Source organism: Pandoraea eparura, assembly GCF_902459725.1.
Lineage (GTDB): Bacteria > Pseudomonadota > Gammaproteobacteria > Burkholderiales > Burkholderiaceae > Pandoraea > Pandoraea eparura.
The window spans coordinates 15,918-41,298 of record NZ_CABPSH010000008.1 but is presented as its reverse complement, the minus strand read 5'-3'; the positions used below and the strand labels follow the sequence as shown (position 1 = coordinate 41,298).

The window sequence follows — 25,381 nt, the reverse complement described above, 5'->3', positions numbered from 1 at the left end:
ATTATTCTCCAGTCTTGGCGTCGCCTTCAGGCTTGCCAGCCGGGCGGCGTGCACCACCGCGCTTCGCGCCGGCCTTATCGCCAGCATCGTCACGACGGGGGCGACGGTCGCCCGGACGCGCGTTGCGGCGCGGACGCTTTTCTTCGGCCGGCTCTTCAGCCACCGGAGCGTCGTTGCGGCCCAGCGTGTCACCCTTGTATACCCACACCTTGATACCGATGATGCCGTACGTCGTCTTCGCTTCCGAGGTTGCGTAGTCGATGTCAGCGCGCAGCGTGTGCAGGGGCACACGGCCTTCGCGGTACCACTCGGTACGGGCGATTTCGATACCGTTCAGACGGCCTGCGCTCATGATCTTGATGCCTTGGGCACCCAGACGCATCGCGTTCTGCATCGCACGCTTCATGGCGCGACGGAACATGATACGGCGCTCGAGCTGCTGAGCGATCGAATCGGCGATGAGCTGCGCATCGGTTTCCGGCTTGCGGATTTCCTCGATGTTCACGTGCACGGGCACGCCCATGCGCTTTTGCAGCTCGGCCTTGAGGATTTCGATGTCCTCGCCCTTCTTGCCGATCACAACACCCGGACGCGAGCTGAAAATCGTAATGCGAGCATTACGCGCCGGACGCTCGATGATGACGCGGCCGACCGAAGCGTTCTTCAGCTTCTTCTTCAGATATTCGCGAACGCCGATGTCTTCCTTCAACATCTGCGCGAAGTTCTGGTTGTTGGCGTACCAACGCGAAGCCCAGTTACGACTGACCGCCAGACGGAAGCCAGTCGGATGAATTTTCTGTCCCATCGTGACCCCTTAGTTGCCCAGCGTCACAGTGATGTGACAGGTTTGCTTCTCGATGCGGTTACCACGGCCCTTAGCGCGCGCGGTGAAACGCTTGAGCGAGGTCGCCTTGTCGACGTAAATGCCCTTGACGCGCAGTTCGTCGATGTCAGCACCTTCGTTGTGCTCGGCGTTGGCGATGGCCGACTCGAGCACCTTCTTGATGATGACCGCGGCCTTCTTCGGCGAGAAGGTCAGGACATTGAGTGCGCGCTCCAGCGGCAGTCCACGGATCTGGTCGGCGACCAGACGCGTTTTTTGCGCCGAGATACGAGCATCGCGATGAATTGCTTTCACTTCCATGGTCGGCCCCTTATTTCTTCGCCTTCTTGTCGGCCGCATGGCCCTTGAAGGTACGGGTGAGCGCGAACTCACCCAGCTTGTGGCCGACCATGTTTTCCGTCACGTACACCGGCACGTGTTGACGGCCGTTATGCACAGCGATCGTCAGGCCGATGAAATCGGGCAGGACGGTCGAACGACGCGACCAGGTCTTGATCGGCTTCTTGTCACGCGATGCAGCCGCCGCTTCCACTTTTTTCAGCAGGTGAGCGTCGCAAAACGGACCTTTTTTAACAGAACGAGTCATTTGCTAGCTCCAATTAACGCTTCTTGCGACGCTGAACGATCATGCTGTCGGTGCGCTTGGTCGAGCGGGTACGCTTACCCTTGGTATGCTGACCCCACGGGCTGACCGGATGACGACCAGCAGCCGTACGACCTTCACCACCACCGTGCGGGTGATCCACCGGGTTCATCGCCACACCGCGAACGGTCGGGCGAATACCGCGCCAACGCTTTGCACCGGCCTTGCCCAATTGGCGCAGGCTGTGCTCTTCGTTACCGACTTCACCGATGGTGGCGCGGCACTCGATGTGCACGCGACGCACTTCACCCGAACGCAGACGCACTTGAGCGTACGTGCCTTCGCGAGCCAGCAGCATGGCCGACGTACCAGCGGCACGGGCGATTTGCGCACCCTTGCCCGGCAGCAGTTCGATGCCGTGGATCGTGGTACCGACCGGAATGTTGCGGATCGGCAGCGTGTTGCCTGACTTGATCGGCGCTTCCGAGCCGCTCATCACTTGCTGGCCGACGGTCATGCCCTTCGGTGCCAGGATGTAACGACGCTCGCCGTCGGCGTAGCACAGCAGAGCAATGTTCGCGCTGCGGTTCGGATCGTATTCCAGACGCTCAACCTTCGCCGTGATGCCATCCTTGTTGCGACGGAAATCGACGATACGGTAGTGTTGCTTGTGACCGCCGCCCATATGACGGGTGGTGATGTGACCGTTGTTGTTACGGCCAGCGGTCTTGCTCTTGGTATCGAGCAGCGGGGCGAACGGCTTGCCCTTGTGCAGATCCTTGTTGACGACCTTGACCAGCGAACGGCGGCCCGGCGACGTCGGTTTGGTTTTGACGAGTGCCATGATTACTTGGCCTCCGCTTCAAAATTGATTTCCTGACCCGGCTTCAGGCTCACGTAGGCCTTCTTCTCGTGGTCGCGACGACCCATGAAGCGGCCAAAGCGCTTTTGCTTGCCCTTGCGGTTCAGGATCTGCACCGACTCGACTTCCACCTTGAAGAGAAGCTCGACTGCAGCCTTCACTTCTTGCTTGTTCGCGTCGCGTGCAACTTGGAACACCACTTGTTCGTTCTTGTCAGCCACCAGCGTCGCCTTTTCGGAGATCACCGGCGAGAGCAGGACCTGGTACAGACGATGGTCGTTTTTACGCACGTCGCTCATGACAGCATCTCCTCAATCTTGGCGATCGCGCCCTTCGTCACCAGCACCTTCTTGAAGTAGATGAGCGACAACGGGTCGGCGAAACGCGGCTCGGTGACGGCAACGTGAGCCAGATTGCGCGAGGCCAGGAACAGGTTCTCGTCCACGCTATCCGTGATCAGCAGCACCGACTCAAGACCCATGGCCTTGATCTTTTCAGCGAGCAGTTTGGTCTTCGGCGCATCCAGCTTGATGTCCTCGACCACCGACAGACGACCTTCACGGGCGAGCTGCGACAGAATCGAGCACACACCAGCGCGGTACATCTTCTTGTTGACCTTGTGGGTGAAGTTCTCTTCCGGCGAATTCGGGAAGATACGGCCACCGCCGCGCCACAGCGGGCTCGACGACATACCGGCACGAGCACGGCCCGTACCCTTCTGACGCCACGGCTTCTTGGTCGTGTGCTTGACCTGTTCACGGTCCTTTTGCGCACGATTGCCGCTGCGGGCGTTGGCTTGGTAAGCCACCACAACCTGATGGATCAGCGCTTCGTTGTAGTCACGGCCGAACACGACGTCCGACGCGTTGACCGCAGCGCCTTCCTGACCTTGCTCATTCAGGAGCTTCAGTTCCATTGTTACGCTCCCTTCGCGAGTTTGGCCTTGACTGCCGTGGTCACGAAAACCTTGCCTTCGTTGGCGCCCGGAACGGCACCCTTCACGAAGATCAGGCCACGTTCAGCGTCAATGCGCGCGATTTCGAGATTCTGCACCGTCGTGGTGACGTCGCCCAGATGACCCGTCATGCGCTTACCCGGGAACACACGGCCCGGATCCTGCGCCATACCGATCGAACCCGGCACGTTGTGCGAACGCGAGTTACCGTGCGAAGCGCGGCCCGAAGCGAAGTTGTAGCGCTTGATGGTACCGGCGTAGCCCTTACCGATCGACACGCCTTGCACGTCGACCTTCTGGCCCACCTGGAAGAGATCGACGCCAACGGCCGCGCCCGGCTGCAGTTCAGCAGCTTTGGCAGCATCGACGCGGAATTCCTTGAGGATTTCACCGGCTTCGACACCCGCTTTCGCGTAGTGGCCGGCGGCGGCTTTGGTCACGCGCGTGGCGCGACGGTTACCGAAAGTGACTTGAACGGCCGTGTAGCCGTCCGTTTCATCCGTCTTGATTTGCGTCACACGGTTGTTAGACACGTCGAGCACGGTGACGGGAATCGAATCGCCGTCGTCCGTGAAAATACGCGTCATGCCAACCTTGCGACCGACAAGGCCAAGGCTCATGATTTTCTCCATTCCCGACTGCGATTGGCCGGGGCTAAATGATAAAAGGATGGCCCACGGACGTGGCCCATCTTTTAAAAACTACACTTGAGCCCGCCATTATAGACGAGCTTTTATCGCTTGACAAGTGTTGCTAAATCGCATAACAAAAACCCCGCCGAGTCAGTATTGGCGGGGCTTTCCAGCGCAAAGTCGCTCTTGAGCCTTACTGCAGCTTGATCTCGACGTCGACGCCAGCCGGCAGGTCCAGCTTCATCAGGGCGTCAACGGTCTTGTCCGTCGGATCGACGATGTCCATCAGGCGCTGGTGCGTGCGGATTTCGAGCTGGTCGCGCGAGGTCTTGTTGACGTGCGGCGAACGCAGGATGTCGAAACGCTCGATGCGGGTCGGCAGGGGCACCGGGCCCTTGACGATCGCGCCAGTGCGCTTGGCGGTTTCAACGATTTCGGCGGCCGACTGGTCGATCAGGCGGTAGTCGAAAGCCTTCAGGCGGATGCGGATTTTTTGGTTCTGCATGGAAATTCTCCAAAGAGCGTGGCAGCCCTCGTTCGGGTGCCGGGTAAATCACAAAGAGCAAACGCAGCGTCGGCGGCGGGAGTGCAAGCACTCCCGCCCTCCGTCAATCCGTCATTAGTCTTCGATCTTGGCAACCACGCCGGCGCCGACGGTACGGCCACCTTCGCGGATTGCAAAACGCAGACCTTCTTCCATGGCGATCGGCTGAATCAGTTCAACCTTGATCGACACGTTGTCGCCCGGCATGACCATTTCCTTGCCTTCCGGCAGGGCGATCGAGCCCGTCACGTCCGTCGTACGGAAGTAGAACTGGGGACGGTAGTTGTTGAAGAACGGGGTGTGACGGCCACCTTCGTCCTTCGACAGGATGTAGACCTCGCCCGAGAACTTGCGGTGCGGCTTGATCGTGCCCGGCTTGGCCAGAACCTGACCACGCTGGACGTCTTCACGCTTCGTGCCGCGCAGCAGAATACCGACGTTGTCGCCTGCCTGACCTTGGTCGAGCAGCTTGCGGAACATTTCGACGCCCGTGCAGGTCGTCTTGTCGATCTTCGGCTTGTCGCCGTCCATGGCGATACCGACGATTTCGATTTCTTCGCCGACCTTGATGATGCCGCGCTCGATACGACCGGTCACGACCGTGCCGCGACCCGAGATCGAGAACACGTCTTCCACCGGCATCAGGAACGTGCCGTCCACGGCGCGCTCCGGCGTCGGGATGTACGTGTCCAGCGCGTCAGCCAGCTTCATGATGGCTTCTTCGCCCAGGGGACCCTTGTCGCCTTCGAGCGCCAGCTTGGCCGAACCCTGGATGATCGGCAGATCGTCGCCCGGGAAGTCGTACTTCGACAGGAGTTCGCGAACTTCCATTTCGACCAGCTCGAGCAGCTCGGCGTCGTCGACCATGTCGCACTTGTTCAGGAACACGATGATGTACGGCACGCCAACTTGACGGGCCAACAGGATGTGCTCACGCGTCTGCGGCATCGGGCCGTCGGCAGCCGAGCAAACCAGGATGGCGCCGTCCATCTGGGCAGCACCGGTAATCATGTTCTTGACGTAGTCGGCGTGGCCCGGGCAGTCAACGTGTGCGTAGTGGCGTGCCGCCGTTTCGTACTCGATGTGTGCGGTGTTGATGGTAATACCGCGCGCCTTTTCTTCCGGTGCCGCGTCGATTTCGTCGTACTTCTTGGCCTGGCCGCCGAACTTCGACGACAGAACCGTTGCGATAGCGGCCGTCAAGGTGGTCTTGCCGTGGTCAACGTGACCGATGGTGCCAACGTTCACGTGCGGCTTGGTCCGCTCGAATTTTTCCTTTGCCATTTCCGAATCCTCAGATACTGAATAGACGATTAAACAGTGCGCCGGGCGCTGCATCTCATGATGCAGACACCCGACAATTCAATTACTTGTTCTTGTTGCTGATAATGGCTTCGCTCACGTTCTTCGGAGCTTCAGCGTAGTGCTTGAACTCCATCGTGTACGTGGCGCGGCCTTGCGTGGCCGAACGCAGCGACGTCGAATAGCCGAACATTTCCGACAGCGGAACTTCAGCGCGCACAATCTTGCCGCCGCCGACCATGTCGTCCATGCCCTGGATAATGCCGCGACGCGACGACAAGTCGCCCATCACGTTACCCATGTAGTCTTCCGGCGTTTCCACTTCCACGGCCATCATCGGCTCGAGAATGACCGGGTTGGCGCGGCGCATGGCTTCCTTGAAAGCCATCGAACCGGCCATGCGGAACGCGTTTTCGTTCGAGTCCACATCGTGGTACGAACCGAACGTCAGGTGAACCTTGACGTCAACCACCGGGAAGCCGGCCAGAACGCCGCTCTTGAGCGTGTCTTGAATCCCCTTGTCGACCGCCGGGATGTATTCGCGAGGAATGACACCACCCTTGATCTCGTCGAAGAACTCGTAGCCCTTGCCTTGCTCGTTCGGCTCCAGCGTGATGACAGCGTGACCGAACTGGCCGCGACCACCCGACTGCTTGACGAACTTGCCTTCGACGTCCGCGGCCGACTTGCGAATGGTTTCGCGGTAGGCAACCTGCGGTGCGCCGATGTTGGCTTCCACGCCGAATTCGCGCTTCATGCGGTCCACCAGAATTTCGAGGTGGAGCTCGCCCATGCCCGAAATGATGGTCTGACCCGATTCTTCATCGGTTTGCACGCGGAACGACGGGTCTTCCTGCGCCAGGCGGTTCAGGGCGAGGCCCATCTTTTCCTGGTCGACCTTGGTCTTGGGCTCGACAGCCTGCGAAATCACCGGCTCCGGGAACACCATGCGCTCGAGCACGATCGGGGCGGTCGGGTCGCACAGCGTGTCACCCGTGGTCGCATCCTTCAAACCGACGGCTGCGGCGATGTCGCCTGCGCGCACTTCGTCGATTTCTTCGCGCTGGTTCGCGTGCATCTGCACGATACGGCCCAGGCGTTCCTTCTTGCCCTTGACCGAGTTCAGCAGCGTGTCACCCTTGTTCACGACGCCCGAGTAGACGCGGAAGAAGATCAGTTGGCCAACGAACGGGTCGGTCATGATCTTGAACGCCAGCGACGAGAACTTCTCGTCATCTGCCGCGCGACGCTCGATCGGCTGTTCCTTCTCGTCCGTGCCCTTGACCGGCGGAATATCGACCGGCGACGGCAGGAAGTCGATCACGGCGTCCAGCATACGCTGCACACCCTTGTTCTTGAACGCGGTGCCGCACAGCATCGGCTGGATTTCGCAAGCGATGGTACGCGTGCGCAGACCGTTGATGATCTCAGCCTCGGAGAGGTCGCCCTCTTCCAGATACTTGTTCATCAGGTCTTCGCTCGATTCGGCAGCCGCTTCGACCATGCCTTCGCGCCACTTCTGGGCGTCCGCCATCAGCTCGGCCGGAATGTCGACGTAGTCGAACTTCATGCCTTGCGACGCTTCGTCCCAAATGATCGCCTTCATCTTGATGAGGTCGACCACGCCCTTGAAGCTTTCTTCCGCGCCGATCGGCACCACCACCGGCACCGGGTTGGCCTTCAGGCGGTTCTTCAGTTGGTCATAGACCTTGAAGAAGTTCGCGCCGGTACGGTCCATCTTGTTGACGAACGCCAGACGCGGCACGCCGTACTTGTTGGCCTGACGCCAAACGGTTTCCGACTGGGGCTGCACGCCACCCACGGCACAGTAGACCATGCACGCGCCATCGAGAACACGCATCGAGCGCTCGACTTCAATCGTGAAGTCGACGTGACCCGGGGTGTCGATGATGTTGATGCGGTGCTTCTGGTAATTGTTCGCCATGCCGGACCAGAAGCAGGTCGTGGCAGCCGACGTAATCGTGATGCCACGCTCTTGTTCCTGCTCCATCCAGTCCATCGTCGCGGCGCCATCGTGCACTTCACCGATTTTGTGGTTCACACCGGTGTAGAACAAAATGCGCTCGGTCGTCGTGGTCTTACCTGCGTCGATGTGAGCGCTAATACCGATGTTGCGGTAGCGCTCGATAGGGGTTGTACGAGCCACTTTAAGCCTCTTTCAATGTAGCCGCCATTTTTGAGGGGGCTACTAACACAAACGGGCGAGGCGCAATTTCTCATGCGCACCCGCCCCGGTTTCTGCTCTAGGTACTGCTTGCCAGCGTCAGAAGCGGAAGTGCGAGAATGCCTTGTTGGCTTCGGCCATGCGGTGAACTTCGTCACGCTTCTTCATGGCGCCGCCACGGCCTTCCGAGGCTTCGATCAGCTCACCTGCCAGGCGCAGGGCCATCGACTTCTCGCTACGCTTTTTCGCGGCCTCACGCAACCAACGCATCGCCAATGCCATACGACGCGACGGACGCACTTCGACCGGAACCTGATAGTTTGCACCGCCAACGCGGCGGCTCTTGACTTCAACCACCGGCTTCACGTTACCGAGAGCCGTGTTGAAGATTTCCAGCGGATCCTTGCCCGCCTTGGTTTGGATCTGCTCGAAAGCACCATAAACGATGCGCTCTGCCACCGACTTCTTGCCGGCAAGCATGAGCACGTTCATGAATTTAGCGACATCAACGTTGCCGAACTTCGGATCGGGCAACACTTCGCGCTTGGGGACTTCGCGACGACGCGGCATGATTTCTTCCTTAATAAATTCAGTTGGAGCTGGGCTCCAGGCCACCTACTAGCCCATCTCAGGCCGAGTGACCACTTACTCAGTGACGATGTACCACCATCACCGAACGTATATCCGCTGAGCCGCTTAGGCCTTCGGACGCTTCGCGCCGTACTTCGAACGGGCCTGCTTACGGTCCTTGACGCCTTGCGTGTCGAGGCTACCGCGCACCATGTGGTAACGCACACCCGGCAAGTCCTTCACACGACCGCCGCGAATCAGCACGACCGAGTGTTCCTGCAGGTTGTGGCCTTCACCGCCGATGTACGAAATGACTTCGAAACCGTTCGTCAGGCGCACCTTGGCAACCTTACGCAGAGCGGAGTTCGGCTTCTTCGGCGTCGTCGTGTACACACGAGTGCACACGCCGCGACGCTGCGGGCAGTCCTGCAGGGCCGGGCTCTTGCTCTTGATTTGAGCAGAGGTGCGCGGCTTGCGGACCAATTGGTTAATCGTTGGCATTGTGATTTCCTAAATGTGTCAAAAGCATGAAAACCAAGGCGGGCCGTCATGCAGATTTACTGCGCACTCCCCGGCTTCTCTTGCGGATTGCCCGCATCTAAACGCTTGATGCATAAGCATTTTGCATTGGACACGCGCATACCGCCGGAAAAACCGGAGCCTGCGACTATACCTGCGGTCAAGGCAAGTGTCAATGCACTCGTGCACGAATTCGCCCCGTAAGTCGTTGATTGTTAACGCGTTGCCATCGGCGTTGCCATCGCGGGCTCGCGTTGCCTTGCGCCCGCCTCGGTGTGCGCCATTGCCGTCGCGGGTGCCAAACCGCAAAAATCGACGTTCCGACGCAACAACCGGATTCGCTGTAGCGGGAATACTCCAGGCGACCACGGGAAGCGTCCCGTGACATCAACCGGAGTGACAGCGATGTACTTTGCGATTGGAGAGTGGCTTACGTCCGCCCTGGCCGTGTCGAACGGAATACCGTTACCGCAACAGACTTCGCCTGCGCATGGCATGACGACCGACCTCAGGCAACTCGCCTCGGCGCCGGTCTCGGCCAGCGCACACCGTGTCGCGCCACGCCGTCCGGGTGCGGGCACCAACGATACGACCTTCGACTGGTCGCGGGCCCCGGCGACCCGCGCACGGGTCTTTGCCGAGCGGCTGACAGATGTGCGACCGGTCTGCCTGGTCGGCAGCCGCAACGACAGTGAGAATTGCCTCCTCGACCTCACACCGGGCGCGAACGTCGACGTCAGCGCCAGCCGCCTGATGCTGGCGGGCTGCGAAGCGTCGCTCCCGCCATCGGTCAGCACCGCGCTCACGCGCAGCGGACGCGATGCCCGCGCCCTCGAGCAAGCGTTTTCCGAGACGTTCGCTGCAGAGTCGCAAGGGAAATTTTCCGTCCCGGCGATCGCGCAACGGATCACCGAGTGCCTGCGCCAGATATCCCCGGGCATGCCACACCTGCTGCGCCACGCCGAGGTCTACCTCGAGATGCCGCGGGTCACGTTTTTGCACAGGTTGACCAGCGAGCAGGAAGCCCGGCGCCACCACGTCACGACACCGTTTCCGAACCCACCCGTTGGGCGCATCACCGGCGCCCCGGAGGTACGCGAGGCCATGCTGGGCGCCTACATTCGGCTTCCGCTCGGCGGCGGCGTCCACACGTTTATTGTCTCGCTCGCCACGCCGCATACCGTAGAGCGGATTCGCGAGGATCCGCGCACGCACGCCGGTCAGCACCTGCACGCCATCTTCGGCGACGTCCCGGAATACCTTCAGGCCGCGCGTTTGCAGATGCGCACGGTCGCGCCAGGCGACGACGTCGTGCACACACTGGCCGAGTGGCTCCATGACGGTCATCAACGCTATCGCGACTTCGCCCGCAGCGAAACGCGCGAGACGCTTGCACCGGAATCGCATCGCCACGTCAGACAGCCAGCGTGTCCACCGGCCGCCCCACCACGAACGCCCGACGCCGCACGGACGCCGCCCCGGGCGCAGGCGTTGATGCAGGCCGAGGTGCTGCCGCAGACCGGCGCTGCCCCAGCGCCCACCCGTTCGCGGCGCGATCGACAGCCTTCGGCCGCCGAACTCGCGGAAGCCCTCGCAGCGCTCGAGCGCTTGGACAAGCAATACCGTATGCTGGGACGCCCTCGGTTCGGCTGACCCGAACACCCCTTGGCGCGGGGCACGCCAGCGGTGATGGCCGGGGTGACGACCCAGGTCGTCTTCTCGCGAGATTTGCGCCCCCCCTGTCAAATCTCGCAGCGCCGCCTGTCGCATCCGGCGTAGCCGGTGTCATCCGGCGCGTTTTTCCCGGGAGGGCGAATTCGTACACTCTGGGGTTTAGGCAGCGAGCCCTCCTGCCCTGACGCGAGCCCACTATCCGCCATGCAGGCAAGTTTCGAAAAAGACAGCATCCTGGTGCTCGATGTCGACGGCACCCTGACCGATTCGGCGCGAATTCACCAGCGAGCGTTGCTCGGCGCCATGACCTCGCTGGCCTTTGAAGACCTGAACACCGACTGGGGCAGTTACCCGCATCACACCGACACCGGCATTCTGATTCATGCCCACGCCTCGCACGGACGCGCGCTGCCGCAGCCGCACGACCTGGCGCGCTTCGAGCACGAGATCGACGAGCGCTTCACCGCCTTGCTCAACGCGCACGGCCTGGCCGAGATCCCTGGCGCCCGAGCCTTTGTCGACGCGGCACACCGCTCGCGCTGGGGCGTGGTGTTCGCCACGGGTGGCATCCGGCAGGTCAGCCACCGGAAGCTGCGTGCCGTGGCCATCGAATACACCGACGCGATGCTCATCACATCCTCCGAGTACAGTTCGCGCGAACAGCTCGTCGCCGAGGCCATCAAGCGGGCGCAGGCCGGCTATGGCATCACGCATCCGCGCGCGATCGTCTCGATCGGCGATGGCATGTGGGATCTGAAAGTGGCGCGTCGTCTCGGCATCGATTTCGTCGGGATCGGCTCACGGCGCTCGCGCTCGCCGCTTTACGCCGAAGGCGTGCCCGTCTACGACGACATGTGGGACGCGATGCACTGGCTCACGCCGGGCCGCGCACGCGCGTCAGGTATTCGCTTGGCGTCACGCCCATGAAGCGACGGAACATCGTGGAAAATGCGCTCGGGGTGTCGTAACCGACTTCGAGCGCCACCTGCGTGATGGGCTGCCCCGCCCCCAACATCGGCAACGCGCCCAGCAGGCGCATGTGCTGACGCCACTCCCGAAACGGCAAGCCGAACTCCGTCATGAAGCGCCGCTCCAGCGTGCGGCTCGATGCGCCGACGTCGAGCGCCCAGTCCTGCAGGCTGCGAGGATCCGCCGGTGTGTTCAGGTAGATGTCGAAGATCTTGCGCAGACGCGCGTCGCGCGGCACCTGCAAATGCAGCGGCGACTCGCTCTTCCATTCCACTTCCTCGAGCAAGAGCGCCATGACGAGCGCGTCCTTGCCGTCGGGCGACCAATCGGCGGGCAGCGACATCGCACGCAGAATCAGTTCGCGCAACAGCGCGGACACGCCGATGACGACGGGCGCGGCGGGCGCCGTGAGCTCGCATCGCGCCACGTCGACGTAGACCGTGCGCATCTCGACGCGGCCACGCATGCGCACTTCATGCGTGACTTCCCCCGGAATCCAGAGCGCGCGTTGCGGCGGTATCACCCAGAACGACGTATCGGTGCGCACCTCAAGAATGCCGGCACTCGCATACATCAGTTGCGCGCGCCGGTGGCTGTGCGGGGGCACGACGAAGCCATCCGGGTAATCTTTCGCCAACGCGCCGACGGGGCGGTCTTGCCCCTGAAATGTCAGCGGTACCCCAGTTGTGATCGGCATCGGCACCAGGCCTTTCAAAGGCGTAATTTGGGTCGCTTTTTGGCGATCTCGCCAGCGTAACACTGGGCATCCCCGCCCACCAAGCCGAATCCCCGGGTGCGGCGGCGCAAAGCCCACACGCATCAAAAGGGCTTGACGATCACGAGCGAGACGACGCCCGCCATCGAGAGCAGCGCGACGGGAAGCGCGCGCCGAAAAAGCGCCGAGGACGTCGTGGCGCCGTCGCGTTCGAGCCGCCTGAGCGTGGCGGACATGCGGCCGTGCAATCCCGAGAGGATCACCACCAGGACCAGCTTGGCCATGAACCACGGCGCACTCCACCAGTGCGCCATGAAGGCCAGTGCCGGACCGGTAATCCAGACCACGATCAGCGCGGGCGACGCCAGTCCGTAATCCGCTCGCCGCGCGACGCGTCGCCACTCGGGCTGCGTCAGACGTCCGCCCAACGCCATCGTCACCAACCCGGCGATAAACGTGATCACCGCAATCAGATGGGTGACCTTGATCCACAGATAGAGCATCGGGGTCTCCTTGGGGCTTCGATTTATTATTTCCAATCAAGCAATAGTTGATTGCGCTAACTCGCCTTTATCGCCAAATGACGCAGCAATACACTTCAACTGTCGACGATGAATAGCACATCGCCTCTTTCAAAAGACAGGAGAAAACATCATGCAACGCACGCTTATTGCCTCGGCTCTGGTTTCCGCAATGCTGGCCCTCTCGGCCGGTTCGGCTTTCGCCAGCGACGCCTTCGACGGCCCGTCGGAATTCTCGTGGGTGCCGCAGACCAGCGTCCTGAGCCGCGCTCAGGTGCGTCAGGAACTGGTCCAGGCCCAACAAGCCGGGCTTGTGGTTCAACACGACGCCGTGTACCCGAAGGCAGCGCCGAGCGCCCAACCGGCGGCAGCCAACGCCCCGATCACGATGGGTTCGGTCGGTGGGCTGCAACGTGCCGGCACGACCTATTTCGGCTCCTGATGTAACTCGCCGCGCTGCGGACCTCTCAAGCAGGGCTGCGGCGCGGCGCGCGTTCTGCGCATAACGACGCGCCGGCTTCGGCTGGCTCACTGTGATCTCCGGTCGGTCACGACCTCAGACTCCTGTCGCTGTGCGTAGTGGTTCGACGCACAGGACTTTGCCCGTCGCTCCGGCGACGGGCTTTTTTAGCGGACGTACAACGCACTGGCGACGTCCGCGAGCCTGCGACCCCGCGACAGAAAACGACGAAGCCCGCCGAAGCGGGCTTCTTGTCGTTGCCGGAACGACGCACGACGCTTACTTCGCCAGCGACTTCGCGAGAAACGCGAGCGCACGGCCATGGGCGAGCGCCGCCGACGGCTGATGGTACGACGCGCGCGCCCAGCAGTTGAAACCGTGATCGGCACCCGGATACACGAACACTTCGGTATTCGGACGCGACTTCACCGCTTCGGTCACCGACGTCACGATATCCGGCGTGATGTGGCTATCGAGCGCGCCGTAGTGGAACTGCACCGGCACGTTCAGTTGGGCCGCTTCACCCAGATAATTGTGAATGCCGCCACCGTAATACGGCACAGCGGCGTCGACCAGCCCGCGCGCGGCACTCAGGTACGACAGCAGTCCGCCGAAGCAGTAGCCGACGGCGGCGATCTTCGCACCGCCATCAAGCTTGCCGCGCAGCGCCTTGGCCGTCGCTGCGATATCCGCCACAGCCTTCTCGATGTCGACCGACTGGCGCAGCTCCATCGCACGCGCCCAATCGTCGCCCGAGTAGCCGAGTTCGACGCGCGGAGCGGCGCGCCAGAAGATGTCCGGCGCGAGCACGACATAACCGTCCATCGCATATTGATCGGCCACGCCACGAATGTGTTCGTTCACGCCGAAGATTTCCTGCACCAGCACAATGCCCGGCGCGTTTGCGGTCTGCCCCGACGGCGGCAATGCCAGGTAGGCATCGAAGGCGCCGTCCACGGTTTCGACACGGATCCATTGACTGTTCGACACGGAAGTTGCTCCATCAAAGAAAGGGGGGAATGCCTGCGCACGGCAACGACTGAGCCCCCACGGGATCGGGTACGTCACAAGCACGCGACCGCGCGCAGTCAGGCCGGATCAGTATAGGCACTTTTGCGCTCGCTCACAGCGCGCGGCGACGCCCGCCGCACAAGGCGGTGCGGCAGCACCAGGGACATACGTCGGCACATTGCGCCGCCCGTTCCCCAGCCATCTCACGCGCAGCGCGACGCGGCGTTTCGACGACCGAACCCGAACCGTCGGCCCGCGTTTAGCCCACCCTGGCTTCGTAGCTTCGTTGCATCATCCCGCCACCCCGTCGTCGCTCCATCACTCCATCACTCCATCACTCCATCACTCCATCACTCCATCACTCCGTCACTCCATCACTCCATCACTCCGTCCCCCGCCACACAGCCATTCGGCCATTCGGTCATTCGATCGCATCCTCGTTTCGCCGCGTCGTCACGTCGACACGTCGACACTTCATCACTTCGTTGCTTTTCCGCTACGTCGACACGTCACCCCATCCCCTCGTGACGCCCCTTACATGTCGTTACCGTCCCCAAGCCGATCGGCGGATGCGCGTTACGCTTGCCACAGGCGTTCGACATTGTTGCGAACGTGTTTAATACGGAGTCCATATGATAAAGATCACATTGCGCCAGACCATCAGCGCCGTTGCGCTTTCGCTGGCATTGACAGCCACCGGCGTTGCCACGGCCGATACGCTGCCGGCCACAGTCCGGGCGCAGAGCGCACCGCCGATGGCCGACAGGTGCAATGGCCACGGCATGCGCGACGCTGGCGACATGCCGCCACCGCCGCCTGGCATGGCACCACACGTCGGTGGCCCGAGTCTGCGAGGTGGGGCCGCCCCCGCCTTTGCAGCCATTCGCACCATCGAGGAAATCGCGCATTGGTACCGCGTTGGCGGTCATCCCGAGAACGTCTTGCCGTTCTACCGCGAGACGCTCTCGCAAACGCGCGACCCGATGCTACGGCACCATCTGAGCAACGCCATCGCGCGCGAAGCGTTGAAACCCGCCGACACCACGGCAGCCATTGCGACGCTGCGTGCGCAGTTGCGCGAGGATCTCGCCGCGCTAGCACCGCCATCGCCATCGCCATCGCCGCCGTCGTCGTCGCCTGACGCCAAGCGCCGCTGATCGGTCCCATATCGCCACCGTACACCTTGGTCATGCTGCAGCAATGACTTTGGTGTACTTATCGATATCCCAGGCACCGGAATCGTGACACGCCCGCCCATCAGACGGTCACGATGATCAGCGCGCGCGATGGCGACCGCCTCAATCCCGTGACGCCGCCATGACCCTCTCATTCCATTGCGGCAGCCACGTCAGCAAGAACTGCGCGAAACCCTCGGCGGCCGGCGAGGCCGCGCGCGAGAGCGGCCGATACACACAGACCTGACGAATCGTCTCGGGCGAGACGACACGCCGCATCACCAGGCCGAACGGCGGCGCGAGCGCCGCCACGTAGCCGGGCGTCAGGGTGGCGGCCAGCCCTTGCGACGCGACGCCAAGCGCGGTCGTCACGTTATCAACCACATCGATGGGCGTAATGCGCGCGTCGGGGGGTGCGGACAGGCGCATCTGCGCGACGCTGCGTTCGTGATCGCGTCCCGCGGCCACGAGCGGCGTATCGCGCAGGTCCGCCCAGCGCACTCGGCGACGACGTGCGAGCGCGTGATCCGGCGCACACCACAACACCCATGGACTGTCGAACGCCGGCGTCCCGGCGACATGTGCGCCCGTCGAGCGATTGGGGCCGATCGCCAGATCGAGATCACCGTTGGCCACATGATCGACGAGCGCATCGACGGGCGTATCGACCACACGCACCACGACCTTGGGCCGCAGGTCGGCGTAAGCGCGGATGGCCGCGGGCAGCGCCAGGCTCGCGAGCACCAGCGGCGCACCGACACGAACGATGCCCGCCGCGCGGTTGAGCACGTCGTCCGCCGTCTTCTCCGCCGCCTGCACATGTCGAATCACCGATTCCGCCGACGCGAGGAAATCGCGCCCCGCGCTGGAGAGCGCCACGCGCCGGGTCGTGCGGTCGAACAGTCGAAAGCCGAGGACGGATTCGAGTTCGGCAATGAGTTGGCTCACGGCCGACGAGGTGAGCCCAAGACGATTGCCCGCCTCGGCGAAGCTGTGCAATTCGGCAATGGCCACCAGCGCTTCGAACTGGCGTAGCGTGACGCGGGTCAGGGGCATGTCGTGTCGATGATCAAGTGTCGCTTGCGAAGGGACCGGAGTCGATGGATTGTCCCGTAACGGCGCGTCGCTCACCATCGACGTTCAAACGTCCTCGCCGATAATGGCCAGCACCGCCAACGCGACCGAACGCCGGCACCTGCCCCGATGCGCGGATTACTGCGGATACAGGCCATGTACCCGCCCAAACAACCGCGTCAACCCGAGCAATGCGTCGATGTTCGGCGTGGCTACCGATACGCGCTGACCGATCTCGCGCACCACGCTCACCAGCGCGTCGAGTTCGATGGGGCGGTGCGCCTCCACGTCCTGCAGCATCGACGTCTTGAACGCCCCCAGCTTCGCCGTCACCGCGTGCCGGTCCTCGGGCGACTGCTCGATCGCGCAGCCGATCTTCGCGCCGATCGCCGCCGCCTCACGCATCGCCGCCGAGCAAAACCCGCGCACGAGCGGGTCGTCCAGCAGCCGGTCGATGGTCGCGCCCGTGATCGCCGACACTGGGTTCATCGTCAGGTTGCCCCACAGCTTGTACCAGATGTCGAGGCGCACATCTTGCGACGCCTTGACCTCGAAACCTGCCCGCGTCAGCAACCCCGCGAGCCGCTGCACGCGCTCGCTCACTCCGCCGCCCGGCTCGCCGATGATGAGCCCCTGGCCCATCCTGTGATCGACCAGCCCCGGCGCCGCTGTCGCCGCACTCGCATGCACCACGCAACCGATCACGTTCGCCAGCGGTATCGCCTCGCCGATTGCGCCCTGCGGATCGACGCTCGTCAGCGCATCGTCGCCAAACGGCGTCACGCCCTTGCAGAACCACCACGGTACGCCGTTCATCGCGGGCAATACCAGCGTTTGCGGCCCGAGCAACGACGCGACGGCCGGCGCGACCTGCGTGAGCGCCGGCCCCTTCACCGCGATGACGACCAGATCCTGTACACCGAGCTGGACCGCGTCCTCCAACGGATGCGCAGCGGCCACGGGCGCCGCCGCCAACGTCTCGCCCTGCTTCACTCGCCAGCCGTGCTCACGCAGCGCCGCCAGCGTCGCACCGCGCGCCAGTGCGCTCACCTGCGCCTCGCCCGCCGCCGCCAGTCGCAACCCGATCAAGCCACCAATGGCGCCCGCGCCAATGATCGTCACCTTCATCCCTTCACTCCTGTCGTTGCGCCGCGAGGCGATAGTTTTCCTTGAATCGCGCCGGCACCCGTTCATCAAACCCCAGCGCCACACGGCGCACTTCGGGACTGTCGCCCGGCGCGTGTCCCACCCCCAGCGCCGCCGCACGCGGCGCGTCGATGCCCACGACCTGCCCGGCAAGGCGCCCGAGCCCGGTGATCTCGCACGCCACGCGATCCCCAACGTCCACGGAGCGCGAATGGCAGGGCGTGCCCATCAGGATCACGTCGCCCGGCATCAGCGTGATATGCCGGGCGATGTCCGCGATTACATAGTGCGGGCCCCAGATCGTCTCGTCACCGATATGCGCTTCCTGCACGATTCGCCCATTTCGATAGGTACGCAACGTCTGCTCGAACAGATTCACGCCGCGCACAATGCCCGGCCCGATCGGCAACAGCGTGTCGGCGCCCTTCACCCGCAGCATCGATCCCTGATCCGTGTCGCGAAAGTCCTGCAACCCCATGTCCAGCGCCGGGCAGAACCCCTCGATGTAATCCCACGCCTCGTCAGGCAGCACATTGCGGCACGTGCGCCCGATCACCACCGCATACTCGCCCTCGTAGTTCAGATAGCGGCAATCCGCCGGCTTGAGGATCTGGCCATCGTGACCATTGAGTGAGGTCGGCGGCTTCGTGAAGTACGTCGGCGTGTCGGTCGGCTTGGGTCGGTTGCGCGTCTCCATGCTACGCGAGCGATAGGAGATATGCACGGCGATGATCTTTGACGGGTCCACCGGCGGCAGGTGCGCCACCGTCTGCGAATCGACCGTGCGCCCGTCGTCGAGTCGCAGCCGCCCGCGCTCGCCCCCTTCCTCGACGATCGTGCCCCAGAACGCGCTGCCGCCGAGCAAGACGCGGCGACGCTCGACGCGCGGGCCGCGCATCACGGCGGGCAATTCGCGCAGCGGAAACTCGAAGTCCATGGTCTCGCTCCGTCAGATCGTATCGAACCAGATATGTACGTTGCCGGTGCCGCGCGCGTTCTCGTAGTCGGACAGCACCGTGCCTGGATGACGGCTGGCCGCACCGCCCAGCGCCCCGACCATCTGCAGATAGTGTGCGCCGTGCGCCTCCCACGGACGCTTGCGATAGTCCTCGTCCCAGTTCGCCAGGATCCGGTCGTGACGCCCCTCCCGAAACGCTTCGATGGCGCGCTTGTCGCTCTCGATATTCTCGGGGCGCGACACATTGCTCTCGTGAAAGATGCGCGGATGATTGGGCTGCCAGTCGATGCCGTTGAACCGGTGACTCAACGCACCGGATGCCAGCATCACCACACGCAACGAACTGCGGCGAATCGCCTCGCCGATCACCTCGCCCGATTGCAGGAAGTGCGGCGTCTCGCAGTTCTGACACGAGCTGACGGTCACGATCGGCCACGCATCGAGCCGCATCTGCTTGATGACGTTGATCGTCGGGTAATGGCGCGGCAGGTCGGGGTGCAACACGGCCCGGGCGCGCACGCCGCGCTCGCGTGCCACGGCTTCGACGCTCAGCGCGAGCTCCGGATGGCCTCGGTAGTCGTACGGCACGCCGTGCAGATACCACGGCATTTCATCGGAGACATACATGCCCGAATAATGCGCGCCGCCGTCGATCAGGTGATAGCCGGTGGTGAACCAGTGCGAGTCGAAGATCACGATGACGTCCGGACACGCCGCCACGATACGCTCACGCACCCGGGCGTAACCGGGTATCAAGTCCGAATCGCTGCCCGCGCCCTGCAGCACGCGGAATTCCTCACACTGCATCAGGCCGGGGTGATGCGACACCAGCGCCGCGCCGACGATCTGTCCCATAGGGCTCTCCTGTTCTCTCGTTGTGATGCCGCGCTCGCGTTTCAGCGATGACTGAAGCTGGCCTTGAACGGCTGTTTGGGCACGATGACATCCTTCACGTCGCAAAAGAATTCAAAGCTCCAGTCGCCGCCTTCGCGTCCGATGCCCGAGCGCTTGATGCCGCCGAAGGGCGCCGCCAGATCGCGAATGCCGAAACTGTTGATCCAGAGAAAGCCCGTGCGAACGCGCTGCGCCACGGCGATGGCATGCGCCTCGTCGCCGTAACAGACGCCCCCAAGGCCATAATCCGTGCCATTGGCCAACTCGACGACCTCGTCATCACCGACGAACGTTTGCAGCGTGAGTACCGGGCCGAAGACTTCCTGCTGCACGATCTCGTCGTGCTGACGCAGGTCGGTGAGCAGCGTCGGCGCGAAGTACTGCGCGCCAAACGGATGCCGCGTGCCGCCCCACACCACGCGCGCGCCTCCCGCCACAGCCCGGTCGACGAAGCCCTGCACGCGCTCGAGTTGCCGCAAGTGGATGATCGGACCGATCTCGGTCGCCCCGTCGCGCGGATCCCCCACAACCAGACGCTCGACCTGTGCGCGCAGCTTGTCGGTGAACGCGCGCACCACGTCGGCATGCACGAGCAGGCGCGTGCCCGCCAGACACACCTGCCCGGCGTTGCGATACATCAGCCCGGCGGTCGCGGCAGCAGCGTCGAGATCGGCATCCGCCAGCACGATGAAGGCTGACTTGCCGCCCAGCTCCAGACTGCACGGTACGAGATTGGCCGCCGCCGTCGTGGCGATCCACTTGGCGGTCGCGACCGAGCCGGTGAACGAGATGCGCGCAAGCCGCGCGTCGCTCACGAGCGCCGCCCCTGTCACGTTCCCCGGGCCTTGCAGCAGTTGAAACACGCCCGGCGGCAACCCGGCCTCATGGGCACAGTCCGCGAGCAACGACGACGTGAGCGGTGCCCACTCCGGCGCCTTGAGCACCACCGTGTTGCCCGACGCCAGGGCCGGTCCGATCTTCCAGGTCGCGAGCATCAGCGGCGCGTTCCACGGTGTGATCACCGCGACGACGCCCGCCGGATCGTGACGCACGAGATGGCGCGCCTGCGGCGTCTCGATCACACGGTCCTGCAACGTCATGGCGTGCTCGGCGAACCAGGTGATGTTCTGCATGGCGCGCGGGACCACGCCATGCGCCATGCGTGAGCGCAGCACCCCGGCATCGACGCTCTCCAAGACGGCGAACGCCTCGGCACGACGCCCGATGGCGTCGGCAAATCGCTGGAGATATGGCAGGCGCCCCGGCGCACCAAGCGCCGCCCACGCGGAGAATGCCCGTGCCGCCGATGTCACCGCGGCATCGGTGTGCGCTGCACTGCCGCTGGCGATGTCCCCCAGCGGCGTCTGATCGATAGGCGAGACGCACGCGAACGTGTCATCGGATGCCACGCGACGGCCGTCGATATAGTGATCCGGCGAAACGGACACGCCGGCGACGTCAAAACGGGGAGCACTCATGCCAGGTCTCAGAAAAGGGTTGTGGCGCGGTTAGGGGAACGGTTGGGCAGCGCGTCCGAGGTCCGGTGAACCGTTCAGCGCTCTCCATCGTCGATGGTGGAAAATTTCGCGGCGAGCGCACGGCTCGCGTTCGCGAGCAGCGTGGTGTCGATGCCCACCGCCATGAAGGTCACGCCGAGGTCGAGGTAGTGACGGGCCAGCGCCTCGTCGGTGCAAAGGATCCCAGCCGCCTTGCCCGCACGACGGATCCGGGCGATGCCGTCGCCGATCGCCAGACGCACGTCGTGATGCGTCGTGTGTCCCAGATGCCCCATCGATGCCGCAAGATCGGCCGGACCGATGAACACGCCGTCGACGCCATCGACGGCGGCAATGTCGTCGACCTGCGCGAGCGCATCGGCCGTCTCCACCTGCACGAGCAGGCAAGTCGTCGCGTTCGCCGCGTGCAGATACTCGTCGTAGGCGTTCCACCGTGAAGACCGTGCCAATCCGCTGCCGACGCCGCGCGTGCCGTGCGGCGGATAGCGCGTGGCGCTGACAAGCGCGCGCGCCATCTCGGCGGACTCGACCATCGGCACCAGCAGCGTCGTCGCCCCGATTTCCAGTACCTGCTTGATGAGCACAGCGTCCCCATGCGGCAACCGCACCACAGGGTGCGTCGGGTACGGCGCCACCGCCTGCAGCGTCGCGAGCATCGTGCGCAAATCGTTGGGTGCGTGCTCGCCGTCGATTACCAGCCAGTCGAACCCAGTGCCGGCGCACAACTCGGCGGCATACGGCGTGGCGAGCCCCAGCCACAGGCCGATCTGGCGCTCGCCTTGGGCCAGCGCTTGTTTGAAGGCATTAGAGGGTGTTTTCATGACATCGACTCCATTGAGGTGCGCATACACGGGGCAAGTCGGGGCAATGGTTGGCCATCCGCCCCGTCAGACGAAGCGCACGCCGATGGCGCCGAGCGGGCCGTAGTCGGCGTGAAACACGTCGCCCGCCGCACAGGCCACCGGTCGCGTGAACGACCCGGCCAGCACGATCTCGCCCGCTTGCAGTCCTTCGTCGAAGGCGCCCAGCTTGTTGGCCAGCCACGCAATGCCATTGCCGGGATGGTTGAGTACCGCGGCACTCAGGCCCGATTCTTCGATCACGCCATTGCGATAGAGCAGCGCGCCCGTCCAGCGCAAATCGATGGCGTCCGGCCTCACGGGGCGCCCGCCGAGAATCACCGCCGCATTCGCCGCGTTGTCGGCAACCGTGTCGACGACCTGGCGCGGGGCTTTCGTCTCGCGGTCGAACAGCTCGATGCGACCATCGATCAATTCGAGCGCGGGCGTCACCCATGCGGTGGCGTCGAGCACGTCGAACAAGGTGAGCCCGGGCCCCTTGAGCGGTTTGGCCAGAATGAACGCCAGCTCCACTTCGAGACGCGGCACGATGAACCGCGAGGCGTCGAGCGTCGCACCATCGGCCACGAGCATGTCGTCGAGCAGCGTGCCGTGATCGGGTTCCGTGATTTGGGCGGCGACTTGCATGGCGCGCGACGTCAATCCGATCTTATGGCCGACCACGCGACGGCCTTCGGCGAACTTCAGCGCAAGCCACGCCTGCGCAATCGCATAGCTGTCGGCGATCGTCATCTCGGGATAGCGGCGGGAGAACTGCCTGACGGGTGTGCGGCTGCGTTCGGCATCGTGCAGCTCACGGGCAAGGGCCTGGCAGGTCACAGCGTCGAGCATCGGCATCGGGTCGTCTCCTTGGCGTCGCCCACGGCGGGTCGGGCGTCGCTATCGATCGCTATCGATCGTTATGGGTCATGACGGGTCACTGGCCCCTATTCTTGCGGCCGCCGGCGCCAGGAACAATCAATCGATTCAGGGCCATTGATAAGCAAAACTGGACAATCAAACCCCGGTGGACGCCGATCTGCGTGCGCGGAATTACCAACACAAATTAGAAATGAGAGTGATTTGCATTTATAATTCGCATCACTTTATTACCGCGCATTACGCCAATCGAACACCGGCGTCTGGCCTTTCGGCCAGCGCTCAGGTCTGCCCCCTCTCGCCCTCAAGAAGGTCCGACAAGATGAAGTTGCCCCTCCGCCGCCGAATACACGCGGCAGCAGACACCGCCCGCACGCCCCTCGTCCGCCACGGCGCGTCCCGTCATCCACTTCGTTCCATTCGTTCCCTTAGTCCCCGTCTGCCGCGCGTCACGGCGAGCGCCGCCGCGCTGCTCGTGGCAACGCTGGGCACCGCGCATGCGCAGCAAGCCACCCCAGGCGCCATGGGCGTCGCGGCCGCGACATCCGGGGCCGAAGTCGAACTCGACGCGGTCAACGTCTCCGGCGACTGGCTCGGAACCGGTCTCGACAGCAGCGCGAAGACCTTCCCCGGCGCACGCACGGTCGTGAAGAAGGACCAGATCGACGCCTCGGGCGCAACGAACATCGGTGACGTCATGCGCCGCATCCCCGGCGTGCAGGCGAGCGACAACTCGGGCACCGCGGGCAGCGCCATCTCGCTGAACATCGGCGTGCGCGGTCTTACCGGTCGTTATACACCGCGCTCCACCGTGCTGCTCGACGGCATTCCGATGGCCGTCGCGCCTTATGGACAGCCACAGTTGTCGTTTGCGCCGGTCAGCCTTTTCAATATCGAGAGCATCGACGTGGTGCGCAGCGGCGGCGCCGTGCGCTACGGGCCGCAGAACGTCGGCGGGGTGATCAACTTCAAGACACGCGCGATCCCGAGCACACCGGGCCTCACCGCCGACGCCACCGTGCGAGAGAACCTGTACACCACCGGCGGCGGCGCCAACACCCAATACGGCGCGTTCCTCGGCACACAGATGGACAACGGCCTGGGACTCGCGCTGCTGTATTCGGGTATGGTCGGCCGCGACTGGCGCAAGGGCAGCGACGAGCGCGTGAACGACCTCGCGCTGAAATGGCGTTACGACATTTCGTCGAGCCAGCAGGTGTACGGCAAGGTCTCCTATTACGACGTGAAGTCGAAGACACCCGGCGGCCTGAGCGTCGCGCAATTCAATGCCGACCCGTTCCAGAACACGCGACCCAACGACTACTGGAGCGGCAACCGCACCGGCCTCGACGTCGGCTATCTGAACACGATCTCCGAGACGCAGGAATTCGAGATCCGTACGTTCTACAACGAGAGCTATCGTCAAAGCACGCTGATCAACGCGGCCGGCACGCAGACCACGCACCAGCCTCGCAACTACCAGACGTTCGGCATCGAGCCGCGCTTCACGCAACGCCTGTTCGCCGGCCCGACCGCGCACGACGTGAGCGTTGGCTATCGCTACGTGCACGAGCGCGGCGACGACAACAACTGGACCACGACGCTGGCCACCGGTCGCAACTCGGCCACGCGGACGTTCTACAACTACACCAGCGCGAACGCGTTCTATCTCGACGACCGCATCGCCTGGGGCCGATGGCGACTCACGCCGGGCGTGCGTTACGAGTTCATCAATTCGCAGCGCGTCGACAAGTCGACGGGCAACGCGTTCCGCTCGGACAACCACAAGCCGCTGCCCTCGGTGAACCTGTCGTATCTGGTGAACAGCGCGTGGACGATCTTCGCGGACTACAGCACGTCGTTCGGGCCGGTGCAGAACACGCAGTTGAATTCGATGTCGGCCTCGAACCCGCTGCAACCGGAGCTGGCGCGCACGTATGAAATCGGCACACGCTGGACGGACTCGCGCTGGAAAGCCGAGCTGACGGCGTTCAAGATGAGATTCGACAACCAGATTCTGCAGGTGCCAGGCTCGACGCCGGCCGTGTTCCAGAATATCGGAGCGACGAATCACGACGGCATGGAGACCGCCGTCGACTACACCTTCGATCGCGACAGCGTGCTGCGCGGCCTGAACGTGTACGCGAACTTCACTTACACGCGCGCGATCCAGCAGTCGGGCGCCACTGCCGGCCTCGACGTGCCGTTCTACTCACGCGTCACCGACACGCTCGGGGCGCGCTACACGGTCGGCCAGTGGACGTTCAACGTCTCGACCACTCACCAGAGCGCGCAGTACTCGGACCTGGCGAACACGGATGCGGAATCGGCCGACGGCAGCAATGGGAGGGTGCCAGGCTTCCGTCTGTGGAACCTACAGGCGATGTACAAGATTCCCGGTTACAGGAACGCCGACGTCACCGTGGGCCTGAACAACATCTTCGACAAGCGTTTCTATACGCGCAACGTCGACGGCAACGCCGGTCGCATGGTCGGCGCGCCGCGCATGGTCTACGTGCAGGGCCACTTCGGGTTCTGAGCGTCACGGATCGG

At 63.5% G+C, this 25,381-nt stretch carries 27 protein-coding genes; 5 read left to right on the top strand and 22 right to left on the bottom strand.

Annotation, left to right across the window (positions count from 1 at the left end; genetic code table 11):
- Window position 1: 1 nt before the first annotated feature.
- From rpsC to rpsL, 12 genes are all read right to left on the bottom strand, one after another.
- On the bottom strand, window positions 2-805 hold the full coding sequence (gene rpsC / locus PEP31012_RS15920) for a 30S ribosomal protein S3 (protein WP_150590306.1): 804 nt from the start codon (window positions 803-805) through the stop codon (window positions 2-4).
- A 9-nt stretch (window positions 806-814) separates the two neighbouring features.
- Window positions 815-1,144 (bottom strand): 50S ribosomal protein L22, encoded by a 330-nt coding sequence (rplV, locus tag PEP31012_RS15915; protein WP_150590305.1) that lies wholly within the window; start codon window positions 1,142-1,144, stop codon window positions 815-817.
- A gap of 10 nt (window positions 1,145-1,154) precedes the next feature.
- On the bottom strand, window positions 1,155-1,430 hold the full coding sequence (rpsS, locus tag PEP31012_RS15910) for a 30S ribosomal protein S19 (protein ID WP_010804133.1): 276 nt from the start codon (window positions 1,428-1,430) through the stop codon (window positions 1,155-1,157).
- A 13-nt stretch (window positions 1,431-1,443) separates the two neighbouring features.
- On the bottom strand, window positions 1,444-2,271 hold the full coding sequence (gene rplB, locus PEP31012_RS15905; protein WP_150590304.1) for a 50S ribosomal protein L2: 828 nt from the start codon (window positions 2,269-2,271) through the stop codon (window positions 1,444-1,446).
- A 2-nt stretch (window positions 2,272-2,273) separates the two neighbouring features.
- Window positions 2,274-2,588, bottom strand: coding sequence for a 50S ribosomal protein L23 (gene rplW, locus PEP31012_RS15900; protein ID WP_017235800.1), 315 nt, complete (start codon window positions 2,586-2,588; stop codon window positions 2,274-2,276).
- Window positions 2,585-3,205, bottom strand: a complete 621-nt coding sequence (gene rplD / locus PEP31012_RS15895) for a 50S ribosomal protein L4 (RefSeq protein ID WP_150590303.1) — start codon at window positions 3,203-3,205, stop codon at window positions 2,585-2,587. Before rplD ends, rplW begins: the two co-directional genes overlap by 4 nt.
- 2 nt (window positions 3,206-3,207) lie before the next feature.
- Window positions 3,208-3,864: a 50S ribosomal protein L3 gene (gene rplC, locus PEP31012_RS15890; RefSeq protein WP_150552129.1), complete on the bottom strand. Its 657-nt coding sequence runs from the start codon at window positions 3,862-3,864 to the stop codon at window positions 3,208-3,210.
- A gap of 205 nt (window positions 3,865-4,069) precedes the next feature.
- Window positions 4,070-4,381 carry a 30S ribosomal protein S10 gene (gene rpsJ, locus PEP31012_RS15885; protein ID WP_010804138.1) on the bottom strand — a complete coding sequence of 104 codons (312 nt, stop codon included), beginning with the start codon at window positions 4,379-4,381 and terminating at the stop codon, window positions 4,070-4,072.
- A gap of 114 nt (window positions 4,382-4,495) precedes the next feature.
- Complete coding sequence (tuf, locus tag PEP31012_RS15880) at window positions 4,496-5,704, bottom strand: elongation factor Tu (RefSeq protein ID WP_150590302.1); 1,209 nt, start codon at window positions 5,702-5,704, stop codon at window positions 4,496-4,498.
- An 82-nt stretch (window positions 5,705-5,786) separates the two neighbouring features.
- Window positions 5,787-7,889 carry an elongation factor G gene (gene fusA / locus PEP31012_RS15875; RefSeq protein ID WP_150590301.1) on the bottom strand — a complete coding sequence of 701 codons (2,103 nt, stop codon included), beginning with the start codon at window positions 7,887-7,889 and terminating at the stop codon, window positions 5,787-5,789.
- 117 nt (window positions 7,890-8,006) lie between these two features.
- Window positions 8,007-8,477 (bottom strand): 30S ribosomal protein S7, encoded by a 471-nt coding sequence (gene rpsG / locus PEP31012_RS15870; protein WP_017232357.1) that lies wholly within the window; start codon window positions 8,475-8,477, stop codon window positions 8,007-8,009.
- Between the two features lie 126 nt (window positions 8,478-8,603).
- Complete coding sequence (rpsL, locus tag PEP31012_RS15865; RefSeq protein ID WP_010804142.1) at window positions 8,604-8,978, bottom strand: 30S ribosomal protein S12; 375 nt, start codon at window positions 8,976-8,978, stop codon at window positions 8,604-8,606.
- A gap of 513 nt (window positions 8,979-9,491) precedes the next feature.
- Here rpsL and PEP31012_RS15860 point away from each other — a divergent pair.
- On the top strand, window positions 9,492-10,649 hold the full coding sequence (locus tag PEP31012_RS15860) for a hypothetical protein (RefSeq protein WP_150590300.1): 1,158 nt from the start codon (window positions 9,492-9,494) through the stop codon (window positions 10,647-10,649).
- A 225-nt stretch (window positions 10,650-10,874) separates the two neighbouring features.
- Window positions 10,875-11,597 (top strand): HAD family hydrolase, encoded by a 723-nt coding sequence (locus PEP31012_RS15855; protein ID WP_150590299.1) that lies wholly within the window; start codon window positions 10,875-10,877, stop codon window positions 11,595-11,597.
- Here PEP31012_RS15855 and PEP31012_RS15850 read toward each other — a convergent pair.
- The gene (locus PEP31012_RS15850) at window positions 11,545-12,336 is read right to left on the bottom strand and encodes an AraC family transcriptional regulator (protein WP_150590298.1); all 792 of its coding nucleotides are present in this window, start codon (window positions 12,334-12,336) and stop codon (window positions 11,545-11,547) included. The genes PEP31012_RS15855 and PEP31012_RS15850 overlap by 53 nt on opposite strands.
- A gap of 122 nt (window positions 12,337-12,458) precedes the next feature.
- Window positions 12,459-12,857, bottom strand: a complete 399-nt coding sequence (locus PEP31012_RS15845; RefSeq protein ID WP_150590297.1) for a CopD family protein — start codon at window positions 12,855-12,857, stop codon at window positions 12,459-12,461.
- A gap of 151 nt (window positions 12,858-13,008) precedes the next feature.
- Between PEP31012_RS15845 and PEP31012_RS15840 the strand changes: the two genes are divergently transcribed.
- Window positions 13,009-13,317 (top strand): DUF4148 domain-containing protein, encoded by a 309-nt coding sequence (locus tag PEP31012_RS15840; RefSeq protein WP_150590296.1) that lies wholly within the window; start codon window positions 13,009-13,011, stop codon window positions 13,315-13,317.
- A 297-nt stretch (window positions 13,318-13,614) separates the two neighbouring features.
- Here PEP31012_RS15840 and PEP31012_RS15835 read toward each other — a convergent pair whose 3' ends face one another.
- Window positions 13,615-14,325, bottom strand: coding sequence for a dienelactone hydrolase family protein (locus tag PEP31012_RS15835; RefSeq protein ID WP_150590295.1), 711 nt, complete (start codon window positions 14,323-14,325; stop codon window positions 13,615-13,617).
- 653 nt (window positions 14,326-14,978) lie between these two features.
- Between PEP31012_RS15835 and PEP31012_RS15830 the strand changes: the two genes are divergently transcribed.
- Complete coding sequence (locus tag PEP31012_RS15830) at window positions 14,979-15,503, top strand: hypothetical protein (protein ID WP_150590294.1); 525 nt, start codon at window positions 14,979-14,981, stop codon at window positions 15,501-15,503.
- Between the two features lie 141 nt (window positions 15,504-15,644).
- Here the strand turns inward: PEP31012_RS15830 and PEP31012_RS15825 are convergent, their stop codons facing one another.
- The 7 genes from PEP31012_RS15825 to hpaH all read right to left on the bottom strand — a co-directional run bounded on the left by PEP31012_RS15825 (window position 15,645) and on the right by hpaH (window position 22,801).
- Complete coding sequence (locus tag PEP31012_RS15825) at window positions 15,645-16,577, bottom strand: LysR family transcriptional regulator (RefSeq protein WP_150590293.1); 933 nt, start codon at window positions 16,575-16,577, stop codon at window positions 15,645-15,647.
- A 156-nt stretch (window positions 16,578-16,733) separates the two neighbouring features.
- A complete protein-coding gene (locus PEP31012_RS15820; protein ID WP_150590292.1) occupies window positions 16,734-17,723 on the bottom strand; it encodes a 2-dehydropantoate 2-reductase in 990 nt (329 codons plus the stop codon).
- A gap of 4 nt (window positions 17,724-17,727) precedes the next feature.
- On the bottom strand, window positions 17,728-18,678 hold the full coding sequence (locus PEP31012_RS15815; RefSeq protein WP_150590291.1) for a fumarylacetoacetate hydrolase family protein: 951 nt from the start codon (window positions 18,676-18,678) through the stop codon (window positions 17,728-17,730).
- Between the two features lie 12 nt (window positions 18,679-18,690).
- A complete protein-coding gene (locus tag PEP31012_RS15810; RefSeq protein WP_150590290.1) occupies window positions 18,691-19,554 on the bottom strand; it encodes a DODA-type extradiol aromatic ring-opening family dioxygenase in 864 nt (287 codons plus the stop codon).
- A 41-nt stretch (window positions 19,555-19,595) separates the two neighbouring features.
- Window positions 19,596-21,071 carry an aldehyde dehydrogenase family protein gene (locus tag PEP31012_RS15805; RefSeq protein WP_150590289.1) on the bottom strand — a complete coding sequence of 492 codons (1,476 nt, stop codon included), beginning with the start codon at window positions 21,069-21,071 and terminating at the stop codon, window positions 19,596-19,598.
- A gap of 74 nt (window positions 21,072-21,145) precedes the next feature.
- Window positions 21,146-21,931 carry a 4-hydroxy-2-oxoheptanedioate aldolase gene (gene hpaI, locus PEP31012_RS15800; protein WP_150590288.1) on the bottom strand — a complete coding sequence of 262 codons (786 nt, stop codon included), beginning with the start codon at window positions 21,929-21,931 and terminating at the stop codon, window positions 21,146-21,148.
- Between the two features lie 66 nt (window positions 21,932-21,997).
- Complete coding sequence (gene hpaH, locus PEP31012_RS15795; RefSeq protein ID WP_150590437.1) at window positions 21,998-22,801, bottom strand: 2-oxo-hept-4-ene-1,7-dioate hydratase; 804 nt, start codon at window positions 22,799-22,801, stop codon at window positions 21,998-22,000.
- A gap of 349 nt (window positions 22,802-23,150) precedes the next feature.
- Here hpaH and PEP31012_RS15790 point away from each other — a divergent pair, with 349 nt between their 5' ends.
- Window positions 23,151-25,367: a TonB-dependent receptor family protein gene (locus PEP31012_RS15790; protein WP_150590287.1), complete on the top strand. Its 2,217-nt coding sequence runs from the start codon at window positions 23,151-23,153 to the stop codon at window positions 25,365-25,367.
- The last annotated feature ends 14 nt before the right edge of the window (window positions 25,368-25,381 follow it).

Coding starts and splice junctions, on each gene's coding strand:
- PEP31012_RS15815 (WP_150590291.1), bottom strand. CDS start 18,678: ATGGACTTCGAGTTTCCGCTGCGCGAATTGCCCGCCGTGATGCGCGGC.
- PEP31012_RS15855 (WP_150590299.1), top strand. CDS start 10,875: ATGCAGGCAAGTTTCGAAAAAGACAGCATCCTGGTGCTCGATGTCGAC.
- rplC (WP_150552129.1), bottom strand. CDS start 3,864: ATGAGCCTTGGCCTTGTCGGTCGCAAGGTTGGCATGACGCGTATTTTC.
- rplW (WP_017235800.1), bottom strand. CDS start 2,588: ATGAGCGACGTGCGTAAAAACGACCATCGTCTGTACCAGGTCCTGCTC.
- PEP31012_RS15850 (WP_150590298.1), bottom strand. CDS start 12,336: ATGCCGATCACAACTGGGGTACCGCTGACATTTCAGGGGCAAGACCGC.
- rpsC (WP_150590306.1), bottom strand. CDS start 805: ATGGGACAGAAAATTCATCCGACTGGCTTCCGTCTGGCGGTCAGTCGT.
- rplV (WP_150590305.1), bottom strand. CDS start 1,144: ATGGAAGTGAAAGCAATTCATCGCGATGCTCGTATCTCGGCGCAAAAA.
- PEP31012_RS15790 (WP_150590287.1), top strand. CDS start 23,151: ATGAAGTTGCCCCTCCGCCGCCGAATACACGCGGCAGCAGACACCGCC.
- tuf (WP_150590302.1), bottom strand. CDS start 5,704: ATGGCAAAGGAAAAATTCGAGCGGACCAAGCCGCACGTGAACGTTGGC.
- PEP31012_RS15840 (WP_150590296.1), top strand. CDS start 13,009: ATGCAACGCACGCTTATTGCCTCGGCTCTGGTTTCCGCAATGCTGGCC.
- rpsJ (WP_010804138.1), bottom strand. CDS start 4,381: ATGCAGAACCAAAAAATCCGCATCCGCCTGAAGGCTTTCGACTACCGC.
- PEP31012_RS15830 (WP_150590294.1), top strand. CDS start 14,979: ATGATAAAGATCACATTGCGCCAGACCATCAGCGCCGTTGCGCTTTCG.
- rpsS (WP_010804133.1), bottom strand. CDS start 1,430: ATGACTCGTTCTGTTAAAAAAGGTCCGTTTTGCGACGCTCACCTGCTG.
- PEP31012_RS15860 (WP_150590300.1), top strand. CDS start 9,492: ATGACGACCGACCTCAGGCAACTCGCCTCGGCGCCGGTCTCGGCCAGC.
- PEP31012_RS15825 (WP_150590293.1), bottom strand. CDS start 16,577: ATGCCCCTGACCCGCGTCACGCTACGCCAGTTCGAAGCGCTGGTGGCC.
- rpsL (WP_010804142.1), bottom strand. CDS start 8,978: ATGCCAACGATTAACCAATTGGTCCGCAAGCCGCGCACCTCTGCTCAA.
- hpaH (WP_150590437.1), bottom strand. CDS start 22,801: ATGCTCGACGCTGTGACCTGCCAGGCCCTTGCCCGTGAGCTGCACGAT.
- PEP31012_RS15805 (WP_150590289.1), bottom strand. CDS start 21,071: ATGAGTGCTCCCCGTTTTGACGTCGCCGGCGTGTCCGTTTCGCCGGAT.
- rplD (WP_150590303.1), bottom strand. CDS start 3,205: ATGGAACTGAAGCTCCTGAATGAGCAAGGTCAGGAAGGCGCTGCGGTC.
- PEP31012_RS15820 (WP_150590292.1), bottom strand. CDS start 17,723: ATGAAGGTGACGATCATTGGCGCGGGCGCCATTGGTGGCTTGATCGGG.
- rpsG (WP_017232357.1), bottom strand. CDS start 8,477: ATGCCGCGTCGTCGCGAAGTCCCCAAGCGCGAAGTGTTGCCCGATCCG.
- hpaI (WP_150590288.1), bottom strand. CDS start 21,931: ATGAAAACACCCTCTAATGCCTTCAAACAAGCGCTGGCCCAAGGCGAG.
- rplB (WP_150590304.1), bottom strand. CDS start 2,271: ATGGCACTCGTCAAAACCAAACCGACGTCGCCGGGCCGCCGTTCGCTG.
- PEP31012_RS15810 (WP_150590290.1), bottom strand. CDS start 19,554: ATGGGACAGATCGTCGGCGCGGCGCTGGTGTCGCATCACCCCGGCCTG.
- PEP31012_RS15845 (WP_150590297.1), bottom strand. CDS start 12,857: ATGCTCTATCTGTGGATCAAGGTCACCCATCTGATTGCGGTGATCACG.